Annotated in this window: 14 protein-coding genes and 1 pseudogene; 14 read left to right on the forward strand and 1 reads right to left on the reverse strand. The window is 62.9% G+C overall.

Going from position 1 to position 13,659, the window contains the following annotated elements; genetic code table 11:
* Positions 1–16 precede the first annotated feature (16 nt).
* From YUA_RS0119760 to YUA_RS0119840, 14 genes and pseudogenes are all read left to right on the forward strand, one after another.
* A pseudogene (locus YUA_RS0119760) lies at positions 17–298 on the forward strand (hypothetical protein); the annotation flags it as partial.
* A 128-nt stretch (positions 299–426) separates the two neighbouring features.
* Positions 427–1,245, forward strand: coding sequence for a lytic transglycosylase domain-containing protein (locus YUA_RS0119765; RefSeq protein WP_027532265.1), 819 nt, complete (start codon positions 427–429; stop codon positions 1,243–1,245).
* Positions 1,246–1,355: 110 nt separating this feature from the next.
* Positions 1,356–1,577, forward strand: coding sequence for a hypothetical protein (locus tag YUA_RS0119770; protein ID WP_027532266.1), 222 nt, complete (start codon positions 1,356–1,358; stop codon positions 1,575–1,577).
* 12 nt (positions 1,578–1,589) lie between these two features.
* On the forward strand, positions 1,590–2,012 hold the full coding sequence (locus YUA_RS0119775) for a hypothetical protein (protein ID WP_027532267.1): 423 nt from the start codon (positions 1,590–1,592) through the stop codon (positions 2,010–2,012).
* A 391-nt stretch (positions 2,013–2,403) separates the two neighbouring features.
* The gene (locus YUA_RS0119790) at positions 2,404–2,850 is read left to right on the forward strand and encodes a MaoC family dehydratase (RefSeq protein ID WP_027532268.1); all 447 of its coding nucleotides are present in this window, start codon (positions 2,404–2,406) and stop codon (positions 2,848–2,850) included.
* A 105-nt stretch (positions 2,851–2,955) separates the two neighbouring features.
* Positions 2,956–3,456, forward strand: coding sequence for a hypothetical protein (locus YUA_RS0119795; protein ID WP_027532269.1), 501 nt, complete (start codon positions 2,956–2,958; stop codon positions 3,454–3,456).
* Between the two features lie 251 nt (positions 3,457–3,707).
* A complete protein-coding gene (locus YUA_RS0119805; RefSeq protein WP_027532270.1) occupies positions 3,708–4,862 on the forward strand; it encodes a LuxR C-terminal-related transcriptional regulator in 1,155 nt (384 codons plus the stop codon).
* A gap of 217 nt (positions 4,863–5,079) precedes the next feature.
* Positions 5,080–6,054: an AraC family transcriptional regulator gene (locus tag YUA_RS0119810; RefSeq protein WP_027532271.1), complete on the forward strand. Its 975-nt coding sequence runs from the start codon at positions 5,080–5,082 to the stop codon at positions 6,052–6,054.
* A 203-nt stretch (positions 6,055–6,257) separates the two neighbouring features.
* Entirely contained in the window at positions 6,258–6,506 is a 249-nt protein-coding gene (locus YUA_RS0119815) for a hypothetical protein (protein WP_027532272.1), read from the forward strand.
* Positions 6,507–6,641: 135 nt separating this feature from the next.
* Positions 6,642–7,760, forward strand: a complete 1,119-nt coding sequence (locus YUA_RS0119820) for a helix-turn-helix transcriptional regulator (protein WP_027532273.1) — start codon at positions 6,642–6,644, stop codon at positions 7,758–7,760.
* Between the two features lie 111 nt (positions 7,761–7,871).
* Positions 7,872–8,993, forward strand: coding sequence for a helix-turn-helix transcriptional regulator (locus YUA_RS0119825; protein ID WP_027532274.1), 1,122 nt, complete (start codon positions 7,872–7,874; stop codon positions 8,991–8,993).
* A gap of 221 nt (positions 8,994–9,214) precedes the next feature.
* Positions 9,215–9,472 (forward strand): hypothetical protein, encoded by a 258-nt coding sequence (locus YUA_RS48415; RefSeq protein ID WP_084292710.1) that lies wholly within the window; start codon positions 9,215–9,217, stop codon positions 9,470–9,472.
* A complete protein-coding gene (locus YUA_RS0119835) occupies positions 9,465–9,644 on the forward strand; it encodes a hypothetical protein (RefSeq protein ID WP_245285203.1) in 180 nt (59 codons plus the stop codon). Before YUA_RS48415 ends, YUA_RS0119835 begins: the two co-directional genes overlap by 8 nt.
* Positions 9,645–9,658: 14 nt before the next feature.
* Positions 9,659–10,387 (forward strand): sulfite exporter TauE/SafE family protein, encoded by a 729-nt coding sequence (locus tag YUA_RS0119840; RefSeq protein WP_027532276.1) that lies wholly within the window; start codon positions 9,659–9,661, stop codon positions 10,385–10,387.
* Here the strand turns inward: YUA_RS0119840 and YUA_RS0119845 are convergent.
* Positions 10,384–13,587 carry an efflux RND transporter permease subunit gene (locus YUA_RS0119845; protein WP_027532277.1) on the reverse strand — a complete coding sequence of 1,068 codons (3,204 nt, stop codon included), beginning with the start codon at positions 13,585–13,587 and terminating at the stop codon, positions 10,384–10,386. The genes YUA_RS0119840 and YUA_RS0119845 overlap by 4 nt on opposite strands.
* Between the last annotated feature and the right edge of the window lie 72 nt (positions 13,588–13,659).

Below are 13,659 nucleotides of genomic sequence, written 5' to 3' on the forward strand. Positions count from 1 at the left end.
GCCCCTGAACTTTTCGCGTGCGCGCTTCCTCCGCACCGTCAACCTGATGCGCCGGCGTGCCGATGGTTCGTGGCACGGCGACATGGTGGACGGTCTCGGCTTCGTCGCGGCCGCGCGGATCGATCCCCGCGGCATGCGGGCGGCCTATTGCGGCTGCGTCATTACCAAGCCGGAAATTTCGCCGTTCATAGCGGCCGCACGCGCGCTCGGTTGCGCCACCGCGACCGGCACCGACATGTACCAGCAGCACCAGAGCATCATGGTGGATTTCCTGCTCGGGATTGATGGCGGACGCTAAGCGTTTGATCCATGTCAAGCGCATTGCTTGCATTGATTGCATCGGTCGGGGCTTGAGCGAGCGCGGCTGACGTAGGATCATGCCCGCGCGCGAGCCGGTCGCGCAAAATCGAGGGAAGGGAACGCGGAATGACCAAGGGCAGGACCGTTGCAACGGCGATGATCGGCGCGGCCGCGCTGCTGTTGTCCCTGATGCCCGCCGGCCATGCTGCGCAATGCGGCAACGGACCCGGCGGCTTCGAGACCTGGAAGCGTGAATTCAGCGCAGAGGCGCAGGGCAAGGGCATCGGTCAGGCCGCGATCTCGGCGCTGATGCAGACTAATTATGCCAGTGCAACCATTGGCGCCGATCGCAGCCAGCGCAGTTTTTCACTGTCGCTTGACCAGTTCTTGGCCAAGCGCGGCGCCACCACGATCGTCGCGCGTGGCCGGTCGCTGAAGCAATCACAGGCGGCGATGTTCGCCTCGATCGAGCAGCGCTACGGCGTGCCGGCGGGGCCGTTGATAGCGATCTGGGGCATGGAGACCGGTTTCGGCAGCCAGCGCGGCAACCAGAACATGCTCTCGTCGATCGCGACGCTCGCCTATGACTGCCGCCGCCCCGAATTCTTTACCGAACAGCTCTATGCGGCGCTGAAGCTGGTCGATCGCGGTACGCTGTCGGGGTCCACCCGCGGCTCCATGCATGGCGAGGTCGGCCAGACCCAGTTCATGCCCAAGAACATCCTGGCCTATGGCACCGGCAATCTCGAGGTCGCCGCCAACGCGTTGAGCTCGACGGCGAACTTCCTCAAGGCCAATGGCTGGCGAGCGGGAGCCGGTTACCAGCCGGGCGAGCCGAATTTCGCCGCCATCCAGGCCTGGAATGCGGCGGGCGTCTACCAGAAGGCCATCGCGCTGATGGGCCGGCAGATCGACGGGGGCGGTGGGGCGGCAGCGGCGCGCTGAGGCGCTCCGCAAGGCGTGACCTGTTTGTCAGAGAAAGTTGTTGCTTTCAGGAACCGACGGCACGACGTTTGCTTAGATCAAGTTCGGGGCTGGGCATGAGGAGACTCAACATGGCTACCCAGATCGTGATGGACCAGACCGGCGATACACGCCACGAGTTTGATCCTGAAAATGCCGAAGCGTTGGCGCGGGCCGAACAACGCTTTCGGGAGCTGACCGGCGCGGGTTTTACTGCCGCGTACCGGACCGGGCCCGGCGAAGTCACGCGTATCAAATCATTCGACCCGACCGCGCGGGAAACGCTGTTCTATCCCCGCCTGGTCGGCGGCTGAACTGAACGGCTCATGATCGCGGCCTTCAGGCTTCGCGCGCCTGCGCGAGCGCGCCTGCACGCGCTCCGCGAGCTCTACCGTCGCTTCTTCGGCGAGAACACGCCCGAGGCGCGCGGTCGGCGGCTGTTGTCCGATTGGCTGTCTGCAGAGCAGCGCGCACAATTCGAGCAGCACCGGCATTTTGACGTCATCGGTTGCGACAGCGGCAAGCGCTATCGCATTCACTATGGCACCGCCGCCAACGTCCACGAGGTCGACGATGCGGGAAATGCCACGATGGGGTGGTGCTTCGTCCCATCAGGCTTCCTCGTGCCGGGCGACGTGATGCTGGCACAGAAGATCGCGCTCGAGACGGACGAGAAGGGGGCGCTCGCGCTCGCCAACCGGTTTCCGCCGGCAACGCATTCAGAGCACTTCTACCGGCGGCCGTTCTAGCGATCGGAGCCGGCGGCAGCGCCGGTCAGTGTGTGGTGCGGTAGGCATCCAGCGCGTGCGCGGCGAAAACGCCGATGCTGCAAAGGAGGAGCAGGGTTGAGATCAGCTCGATCATAGCTCGTCCTCCCGAAGCGGCTGGGCGACGAGATGCTGGCAGCAAGCATATTCGCTGATCAGGTCGAGGAAGAATTTCATGACGCACGTCCCTGTATGATTTTGATGACCAGATAACCGGGCATCTGTTTCAGGCGTGTTTCGTCGATTTGGGAAAGAGGTTTCGCGGGGAACCCCGGGCTGGCCTGCGAGCGGCCAAACCGCTACATGCCACTAACGATTCCATTCCTTTGGGCGTGCTTATCGCGTGCGTCGCATCACATTTCGAGGCAAAATCATGGCACAGGTCGCCTGGTTCGACGATCTCACCGTCGGCATGCGCTTCAAATCCCCCGAGGTCGAGGTCACCGAGGCCGACATCAAGCGGTTTGCCGCCGAGTTCGACCCGCAGCCGATGCATCTCGACCACGAGGCCGCCAAGGCGACCCTGTTCAACGGCCTGGCTGCGTCGGGATGGCACACCGCGGCGATCGCCATGAACCTTGCGATCCAGACCCGTCCGTTCGGCCCGCACCCGCTGATCGGCGCCGGCGTCGACGGGCTGCGCTGGACCATTCCTGTGCGACCGAATGACCGCCTGCATCTGGTCGGCGAGGTCATCAGCCTGACGCCGTCGAAGTCGAAGCCGCAGGGCATCGCACTCGTGAAATGGACGATGTTCAACCAGAACGGCGAGGAGGTTTACACCTTCACCCCGATCGCGATCGTGCCGCGGCGCGGGTAGGGGAGGTTCGCGCCGTTCACCATCGGCCGGGTCGAGCCGGCTGAAACCCTTGCGGCTCGTCGGGAGAGATGGTCAGTTGCTCCGGGGAAAACGCTGGAGGCTGACATGAAACGGTTCTTCCTTGCCGCTGCGTTGCTCGCCGGTGCCGCCTTGGGTGCCGGACCAGCGGTTGCGCAACAGTCCAAGGTCGGTGACTGGACCATCGAGAAGCGCACGCAGGACACCCATTGCAACGCCAGCCGCGGCTACAAGGACAAGGCCGACGAGAACCGCGACTACGTCATCGTGATCACCTATTCCGACAAGGCCATCGTGATCGTGATGATCTATGACGGCTGGGAGTGGGACAAGGTCGGCGAGATCCTGAAAGCCGATGTCGGCACCGATGATTCCGACATCATGTCGAAGGCGAAGTGGGAAGTCATGGACAAGACCACCGTGCGCGGCATCTTCGAGTACGATCAGTCCATGATGGATCGCCTGTCGAGGGCCAAGCGTCTCACGCTCGATTTCGAGGATGATGACGACGATAGCATCGAGATGCAGATCCCACGTGCCGGCGAGGCGCTCGCCGCGCTGAAATTCTGCGAGGAGAACCGGAAATAAATCGCCACGCTCCTCAGGCGCGGTTGATTGAGCAAGCAGCGAGCGGCGCGTGATGCACCGCACACAGCCCGATCGCTGTTCGCATTTATCCTAGTCTTTGGCGAAAACGTCCAAGCCGCACCCTGCGGTTGACGTTACGCAAGGACGATGTTCGAGATTCCAGCATTTTTCTCTGACGTTTTCTTGTCGTCGACTACGACGATCGGCCGGTCTGTCTTCATCGTCAGCCTCCAGACCGCATTGCCCCGCCGATGACGATCGTCGAGGCGAACAGGTTCTCTTCACTCGTGGGCGAGATCTATGATGCAGCGGTCGATCCCGCACAGCGAAGCGCCGCCCTGGAGCAGGTTGCCGTTTTCGTCGGCGGCTCGGCCGTGACCATTCTCTCGCGCGACGCAGCCAGGCTCTCGATCGAAATCCACCAGCACTATGGAACGGATTCCCGCTTTCGCGAGCTCTATCGGGATCGATATGTCGAGCTCGATCCATTGCTCGATCGCCACCTCGATCTGGCCGTCGAGCAGACCATCGGCGTGGCCGACGTGATGCCCTATTCGGACTTCGTGGCCACGAGCTTCTATCGCGAGTGGGTGGAACCGCAGGGCGCCGTCGACCTCGCGACCGTCACGCTCGAACGATCGAATGCGCGCACGACGATTTTGCAGGTCATGCGCGGCCGGTCACGGGGAACCGTCGATGACGCGATGCGCGAGCGCATGCGGTTGGTTGCGCCGCACATCCAGCGCTCGCGCGTCATGGGTCGGCAGATCAGGGCGCGCTCCCACATCATGGCCGACCTCGCCGAGGTTCTCGACGCCTTAAGCACGGCGATCTGCCTGTTCGACGCTGAGGGGCGGATCGTTCATGCCAACGCGTCGTGTCGGCAATTGCTCGCTGACGGCGATCTGCTCGCGATCGTCGGCGATCGCATCGTGGCGCGTAGCACCCAAGCCGACAAAATACTCCGCAGCCTGTTTGATCTCGCCGCCGACGGCGCAACCCGTTCGGCCGATCGCCGCAGGATCGAGTTCATGACGTCGACCGACGGCCAGCACTATCTGGCGCACTCGTTTTCACTGACGCAGCAACGTCGCCAGCAACGCGATGTTGCTGCGACGGCGCTGTTCCTGCAAAAGGCCTCGATGGCGCCTCAGCTCGCAACGGACGCGATCGCTGCAGCATTCAGGCTGACACCGTCTGAAATGCGCGTGCTGACGGCCATCGTCGAGCTCGGTGGAGTTCCCGACATCGCGGCAAAGCTCGGAATTGCCGAGACGACGGTGAAGACACATCTCGGTCGCCTCTTCGAGAAGACCGGCGCCGGCAGGCAGGCGGATCTTGTGAAGATCGCGGCGGGCTTTGCTGCTCCGTTCGTGCAGGCGATCGGCCCCGACAACGCCGTGTAATCCAATTCACATCGTGCGCTGCGAGTTGCGCGCTCTCAATCCATTGTGAAGGCCGAGCTGCATTCGTCCTCCGAACGTATGACGCTTGTTATTTGCCACTTCCGTATAGGCAGTTTCTGAAATGAGATGGGCGATGCCCGCCACCACGCGGCACCGGATACGAGTGCGGGGGAGAACAGCGCGTGGCCAGGCCTGCTCGTCGATTGGAGGGATTGCAGTGAGCGGCAAGGACGATGTTTCCATTCTGAGGGTTTCGTCGAACGAGATTCCGGAGAGCGAGCGCGTTACGACGCTGCGCGACTTCTACTGTCGCGGCGTGCTCAAGGCCGAGCTCGACGTTCGGGATGGCAAGCCCATCGTGGCAAGCCTCACGTCTCATTCGCTGCCCGATGCGCAATTGCTCCTCGGTACCCTGTTCGGCGCCAAGGTCGTTCGCTCCCAGCACCTTGTTGTGGACGGCGATGACAGTCTTGCGCTGGTCTTCAACCGGTCCGGGACCGTCGGGGTCACGGGGCGGGGGCGAGACTTGCTGCTCGGTCCCGGAGACGCCGTGCTGACCAGTGCCGAGGACGCCACGACCTTCGAGCGGTTCGAGGTCGGAGACTGCTTCTCGCTGCGGGTGCCGCGGCGGGTTCTCGCGCCGATCATTATGGATGTGGACGATGTGGTGATGCGCGTCATCCGGGACCGCCAGACCGAGATCAGGGTTCTCGTCGATTACGCAACGTCGTTGGTGCGGGAGAATGCCCTGGCAACGCCCGCGCTGCGTGATGTCGGCGTCGGGCATTTGCACGACCTCCTGGCGCTCGTGCTCGGTCCAACCGACGACGTACGGGAAAGCGCCGGCCGGCGCGGCGCGAAGGCCGCGCGCTTGCGCAAAGCCAAATTCCTGATCGTCAACAATTGCTGGCGGCAGGACCTGTCGGTGGCCGGCGTTGCGCAGGGGCTCGGCGTCACGCCGCGTTACCTCCAGCGCCTGTTCGAGGCCGATGGCAAGACGTTTTCCTCGTTCCTGATCGAGCAACGCCTCAAGCGCGCCCATCGCATGTTGCGGGAACCGGAATTCGCCGAGCGTCCGGTCTCTTCGATCGCCTACGACGTCGGCTTCGGCGATCTCTCCTATTTCAACCGCTCTTTCCGGCGGGCCTACGGCGCCACGCCGAGCGACGTCAGGAGCGGCGCGGCGCAGTGATCGCATCCGTGCGAGTTCGAGCGTGCGATCGATTTCGATCCGGAGCGGGGAATTGTTCACATGATCCTTGATCGTGAAGTCATGGCCGTTGCTCGTTTGTTGAGCCGAAGTGCCGTTGTTGCGGGCAAACCGATTACGAGTTCTGGCGCGTGGAGCAGGTCATGACGCAGCGTTCCGTGCGGCGCCGTCGGTTGGAGTGTGGAATGCGCCGTTTCTTCTTCGATCTCCTGGTCGGCAATACCGTCAAGATCGATCCGGGCGGAATGGTGTTCGAGCATGCCAAGGCGACATTCGTGGTCGCCGACGAGATGGCAAGGCACCTCTTCGTCTGGCGCGATGATCTGCGCGATCGCGATGCCTGGATCCGCGTCAGGGACGATGGCGGGCGCGAGTTCTATCGCGCCGCGGTCTGGTCGGAGAGCACCGAGAAAGCGGGCTGGGACCAGGCGTGAATGCGCGCAGTGTCGCAATTCTGCACCAGTGGCGATTCACAGTTGGCTGCGCCGGCCTCCTCCGATCGGAGGATGAGGGCATGCTCCGGTTGTGTTATGGTATCGGGCATTGTTCATCCAAAGCCATTCAACACCATGTCCAGACCGCGGAAGCTGCCAGATCTGGTCGAGTCCATTTACGATGCCGGTCTCGACCCCTCGCTGTGGAACGACGTCGTCGTGGGCATCCGCGATTTCGTCGGTGGCCAGGCCTGCGGGCTGTTTTCCAAGGATTCGATCAGCAAGTTCGGCATCACGCATTATTATTGCGGGGCCGATCCGCACTACATCCAGCTCTATTCGGAGACCCATTCCAAGTTCGATCCGCTGACGATCCTGCCGCCACAGGGCCGGATCGTAAGCATCCCCGATCTGGTCAATTTCGACGAATATCGCCGCGGGCGCTTCTATCAGGAATGGCTGCGGCCGCAGGGCTCTCACGACGCCGCCAATGTCGTGCTCGAGAAATCGAACGCGCACTGCCCGGTGATGATGACGGTGCTGTCGGGCCGGCGCATGGTTGACGCGCGAATGAAGCACCGGATGTCGATGATCGTGCCGCACGCCAGCCGCGCGCTGCTGGTCAATCGCGCCATCAGCTCGAAGCTGACGCTGGCCACGGCGCTCGCTGATGTCCTGGACAATCTGTCGTCCGGCATCTTCCTGCTCGATTCCGGCTGCCACGTGGTCCACGCCAATGCGAGCGGCTACGCGCTGCTCGAGGCTGACGACGTGGTCCGCATCGTTGCCGGCCAGCTCGTGACCAGCGGCACCGAGGCCAATCAGACGCTGCGCGAGGCGTTCGCGGCCCGCGGCGATGCTGCCTCGCTTCTCGCAGAGGGGCAAGCGATCCCGTTACTTTCGTCCAAGAGCGAACGCTATGTGGCGCACATCCTGCCGCTGTCCTCTGTGCTGCGGAACGGCAGCGAGCGGTCGTTCGATGCGGTCGGCGCGCTGCTGCTGCGTAAGGTCACGCCCTGCGGGCAATCCTACGGCGAGCTGATTGCGCGGACCTTCAACCTGACGCCGGCGGAACTGCGGGTGTTCCTGTCGATCGTCGAGGTCGGCGGCGTTCCGGAGACGTCCATCGCGCTCGGAATCGCAGAGACGACGGTGAAGACGCATCTACATCGCGTGTTCGCCAAGACGGGCGTCGCGCGTCAGGCGGATCTCGTCAAGCTCGCGGCCGGATTCTCCAATCCACTTGTCAACTAGCTGGTTAATTGGCGAGAAACCATTGAACCTATCGCTGTCCCGGCCGACTCCATGGAAAAGCCTGAGGGCATCAACGTCTCAAATCCACGCGCCGGACTATTGGCTCATTCAATGCAGCTGACCGCAAAACACTCCGAGTTGATCGAGAGCATATATGACGCCGGACTCAATCCTGAATTGTGGTCCGATGTTGTCGTCATGCTCAACGGTTTCTTCGGCAGCCGGGCTTGCGGCCTGATTTCAAAAGACAAGGTCAGCAAGTCCGGATCGACGCACTATTATTGCGGGGTCGATCCGCACTTCATCCAGCTCTATGCCGACGAATACGCGCAGCATGACCCGCTCGCCAGGTTGCCGCGCTATGGTGAGGTACGCAACATCCCGGACCTCGTGAATTTCGACGAATATCGTCGCGGGCGCTTCTATCAGGAGTGGCTGCGCCCCCAAGGCTGCGCCGACGTCGCAAATGCTGTACTGGAACAGGCGAACTCGCCGTGCCCGATGCTGATGACGGTCATCCCGGGCAAGGAGATGCTGAACGCGAAGATGCGCGCGCGCATGCAGCTCATCGTTCCCCACGCAAGCCGCGCTTTGATGATCAGCCGGACGATTGAGCGGAAGCAGCAGAGGTCAATTGCGCTTGCGGATATCGTGGATCGACTAAGTGCCGGCGTGATCCTGCTCGATGCTGCCTGCAACATCGTCCACAGCAACCCGGCGGCCGACGCGATCCTCGATGCCGATGATGTCTTGCGGTCCGTCAACGGCCGCCTGCTGGCGAGATCGCCTGAGGCGAATGCAGCGCTGCGCATCGTCTTTCGTGACGAAGCGGAGGTGGCCGCTGTGGCGGGAGCGGGCCGCAAAATTCAGCTGGCATCGAGGGACGGATCGCATCACATCGCTCATGTGATTGCGCTGCCGTCGCTTCTGCGGGAGGGGAGCGCAGGGCGTGCCGGGGGCGCCATCGGCGCCCTATTCGTCTGGAAGGCGAAGTTCGATGCGCGCTCTTGCGCCGCTCTGATCGACCGCACGTTCGAGCTGACGGCTGCGGAACTCAGGGTTCTGCTGTCCATCGTCGAAATCGGCGGCGTGCCGGAGACAGCCGACGCGCTCGGAATCGCAGATACGACCGTGAAGACGCATCTGCATCGTGTGTTCGCCAAGACCGGCACCAGCCGGCAGGCCGACCTCGTCAAGCTCGCGGCAGGATTTTGCAACCCGCTGGTTCACTGACGCACCGTCAGCGCTGAAGAACGAATCAGCGCCGTGCCCGCAATTTCATCATCAGAAATGTTATCGCGCGTCATTCGTTTGGGTGACGCGATTTGCTGCGTTCTCTTCTACGAGAACTTACACGACTACTTGTCCGTCGCGTACGATTCTTGCGTGAAGCAACTCACAGCGGGTGGGAGTGAATTCCATCAAATTCGCTTGCAGGCTGAGAGGAGGTCGCCATGCGAACAACGGCACGAAGCCTGGTTCGGAAGTTCCACGACGTCGTCGATCGCATGATCGCAACGCTGCATCAGCAGCGTGCGATCGAGGCGCAGCGCGTGTTGCGGCGCTACCGCCATCTCCTCGGGGCGCAGCATGACGCGTTGCCTTTGAATGAATTTATTGCCGTCTGCAGTGAGAAGGATATTTCAGAAAATGCCCACCGATCTGATGCGCGCGAGCGTTCGGCCAGCCGCCCCAGTCTCGAACGTGCGTAACACCAACATCGTCGCGATGACGCTCACCGCAGCGCTCGTCACCCTTCAACTGGTCGGCCTCGTCATGCTGGAACGATCGCACGCGCATGCGATGCAGGTGTCGTTTCCGCGCGAGCCTGCTAGCTGCCCGGAAAGCGCCTCCGCACCGGTCTCGCCGATTCCCTATGACTGAGCGGAGGGCGGATCATGCCGGACATCACGACACTGATGCTACTCAGCGCTGCCGTGTTCGCCGGAGCCTTCGTCTCGGGGCTCTCGGGCTTCGCGTTCTCTGCCGTGGCGGGCGCGGTCCTGCTGCGCGTATTCCAGCCGCTGGAGGCGGTGCCCCTGATGATGGCATGCAGCATCGGCGTGCAGGCGACCAATCTGTGGGCGCTCCGGCGCAGCATCCGTTGGGAGGGAAGCCTGCTCCTGATCATCGGCGGATTGATCGGCGTTCCCATTGCGGTCTCGCTGTTACAGAGCACCGACACGCATTTGCTTCGGCGCGGCTTTGGCGTCGTCGTTGCGCTCTATGCCGCCTACATGCTGCTGCGGCCGACGCTGGTGACTGCCGGTGAGGCCGTCGGTCGTCACTGGGTTGCGCTCATTGGATTTGGAGGAGGGCTCGTTGGTGGCCTGACCGCCATGCCCGGTGCGATCCCGACGATCTGGTGCGACATGCGCGGCATGCCCAAGGGCGAGCAGCGCGGCCTGGTGCAGCCGTTCATCGCCGCGATGCAGCTCTTTGCGATCATCCTGCTGGTCGGACATCAGGATCTGTCGTCGAAGGTCTTGGTCGACCTTGCGGTCAGCCTGCCGGCGCTGTTCGCGGGATCCGCGCTCGGCGTAATCGCGTTTCACCGGGTCAACGAGACGGTCTTTCGCAAGACCGTGCTCGTCCTGTTGTTGCTGTCAGGGATTTCCCTGATCTAGTGGCCAGCGACTTCGTGGTTGAGGCCTTGGACCGGTGCTGCACTGGTGTCGCTGCCGTGATGCACCAGCGGCTTCATGCCGGTGACGGTCCGCAGCAGCACATAGAACACCGGCGTCAGGAACAGGCCGAATACGGTGACGCCGATCATGCCGGAGAACACGGCGACGCCCATGGCTCGCCGCATCTCGGAGCCGGCGCCGGTCGAGAGCACCAGCGGCAGCACGCCCATGATGAATGCCATCGACGTCATCAGGATCGGACGCAGCCGCAGCCGGCTCGCCTCGATCGCGGCCCGGATCGGCGTGCGCCCCGCAAATTCGAGCTCGCGCGCGAATTCGACGATCAGGATCGCGTTCTTGGCCGAGAGGCCGACGAGCACGATCAAGCCGATCTGGGTGAAGACGTTGTTATCGCCCTTCGAGATCCAGACGCCGAACATTGCGGCGAGCAGGCCCATCGGCACGATCATGATGATCGAGAGCGGCAAGGTCAGGCTCTCGTAGAGCGCGGCCAGCACCAGGAATACCAGCAGAATCGCCAGCGGGAACACCCAGAGGCCGGAATTGCCGGCGATGAACTCCTGATAGGTCAGGTCGGTCCATTCGAAGGCAAAGCCGGGCGGCAACGTCTCCGCCGCAATCCGCGTCGCGACCTCCTGCGCCTGGCCTGACGAAAAGCCGGGCGCCGCCGCGGCGTTAATGTCGGATGACAGGAAGCCATTGTAGCGGATCGCGCGTTCAGGACCCGCACTCTGGCGGATCGTCATCAGCGCCGAGAGCGGCACCATGTCACCGGAGGACGAGCGCACCTTCAACTGCCTGATGTCGTCGGCACGTGCGCGGAACGGCGCATCGGCCTGGACATAGACCGAGTAGGTGCGGCCAAACTTGTTGAAGTCGTTGACGTAGTAGGAGCCCAGGTAGATCTGGAGCGTATTGAACACCTCCGTCACGGGAACGCCGAGCTGGAGCGCCTTGGTGCGGTCGATGTCGGCGAAGAGCTGGGGCACGTTGACCTGGAAGCTCGAGAACACGCCGGCGATCTCCGGTGCCTTCTGCATCGCCGCCATGAACGCCTTGGTGGCGTCGTTGAGCGCTTCATAGCCGAGACCGGCGCGGTCCTCGATCTGCAGCTTGAAGCCGCCGATGGTGCCGAGCCCGTTGACCGGCGGCGGCGGGAACATGGCGATGAAAGCTTCCTGAATCCCGGAGTATTTCTTGTTGAGGTCGGCCGCGATCGCGTTTCCGCTCAGTGCCGGCCCTTTGCGCTCGTCGAACGGCTTGAGCGTCGAGAACACGATGCCGGCGTTGGAGGAGTTGGTGAAGCCGGAGATCGACAGGCCGGGGAACGCGACCGAACTCTCGACACCGGGCTGGGTCAGCGCGATGTCGCTCATCTTGCGGATCACCTCTTCGGTACGGTCGAGCGTGGCGCCGTCGGGCAGGCGTGAGAAGCCGACCAGATATTGCTTGTCCTGACCCGGCACGAAGCCGCTCGGCACCTGCTGGAACAGGAAGGCGGTGATGCCGACCAACACCACGTAGAGCCCCATCACGGCGGCCTTGCCCGAGATCACCTTGGTGACGGTGCCGCTGTAATTCTCCGATGAGCGCGTGAAGGCCTTGTTGAAGCCCCGAAAGAACCAGCCGAGACCTTTTTCGAGGATGATCGTCAGCCGGTCTTTCGGCTCGTCGTGGCCCTTGAGCAGCAGGGCCGACAGGGCCGGCGACAACGTCAGCGAGTTGACGGCCGAGATCACCGTCGAGATCGCGATCGTCAGCGCGAACTGCTTGTAGAACTGCCCGGTGAGGCCGGAGATGAAGGCCAGCGGCACGAACACGGCGATTAGCACCATCGCGATCGCGATGATCGGGCCGGACACCTCGCGCATGGCTTGATAGGTGGCATCGCGCGGCGACAGCCCGCCCTCGATGTTGCGCTCGACGTTCTCGACCACGACGATGGCGTCGTCGACGACGATGCCGATCGCGAGCACCAAGCCAAACAGACTGAGCGCGTTGATGGAGAATCCGAACACGTGCATCACCGCGAAAGTGCCGACGATCGACACCGGCACGGCGAGCAGCGGAATGATCGAGGCGCGCCAGGTCTGCAGGAACAGGATCACGACCAGCACCACCAGCGCGATCGCCTCCAGCAACGTGTGGATCACGGCCTCGATCGAAGACCGCACGAATTGGGTGGGGTCATAGACGATCTGGTAGGACACGCCCTCAGGCATGTTCTTCTTGATCTCGGCCATGGTGGCGCGGACGTGGTCGGATATCTCAAGCGCATTGGAGCCGGGCGCCTGGAAGATCGGGATCGCGACCGCCTGCTTGTTGTCGAGCAGCGAGCGCAGGCCGTACTCGGAGGCACCGAGCTCAATGCGCGCGACATCGCGCAACCGAACCACTTCGCCCCGCGTGCCGGTCTTGACCACGATGTCACCGAACTGCTCTTCGTTCGCGAGCCGGCCCTCGGCATTGACGGACAGCTGCAGATCGATGCCCTTGACGTTCGGGGAGGAGCCGACCACGCCGGCGGCAGCTTCGACGTTCTGCGCCTGGATTGCCTTGACGATGTCGCTTGCGGTCAGCCCGTGCTCGGCCGCCTTCTGCGGATCGACCCAGACCCGCATCGAATAATCGCCGGCGCCGTAAAGCTGGACGTCACCGACGCCGTCGATCCGCGCCAGGCGGTCCTTGACGTTGAGCACCGCATAGTTGCGCAAGTAAGTCATGTCGTAGCGGTTGTTCGGCGAGTGCAGATGCACGACCATGGTGAGGTCGGGCGACGACTTCTTGGTGATGATGCCGAGCTGGCGCACCACCGCCGGCAGGCGCGGCTCGGCCTGCTGCACGCGGTTCTGCACCAGCTGTGTCGCCTTGTCGGGGTCAGTGCCGAGCCGGAAGGTCACCGTCAGCGTCATTGCGCCGTCGGTGGTTGCCTGGCTCGACATGTACAGCATGCCTTCGACGCCGTTGATCTGCTCCTCGATCGGCGTGGCCACCGTTTCCGCGATCACCTTGGGATTGGCGCCGGGATAGGTGGCGCGCACCAGCACCGATGGCGGCACCACGTCGGGATATTCCGAGATCGGCATCGCGAACAGCGAGATCAGGCCTGCAAGGAAAATCAGGACCGAAAGAACGCCTGCAAAAATCGGACGATCAATGAAGAACTTTGAGAGATTCATGGCTTTGCCCCTGCGCGAGAGACAGCTCTCCCGTACCCGGGACGCGGCTAGCGCCCGCGAACCCGGAATCGA

It is taken from the genome of Bradyrhizobium sp. WSM3983 (assembly GCF_000473045.1).
Taxonomy (GTDB): Bacteria; Pseudomonadota; Alphaproteobacteria; order Rhizobiales; family Xanthobacteraceae; genus Bradyrhizobium.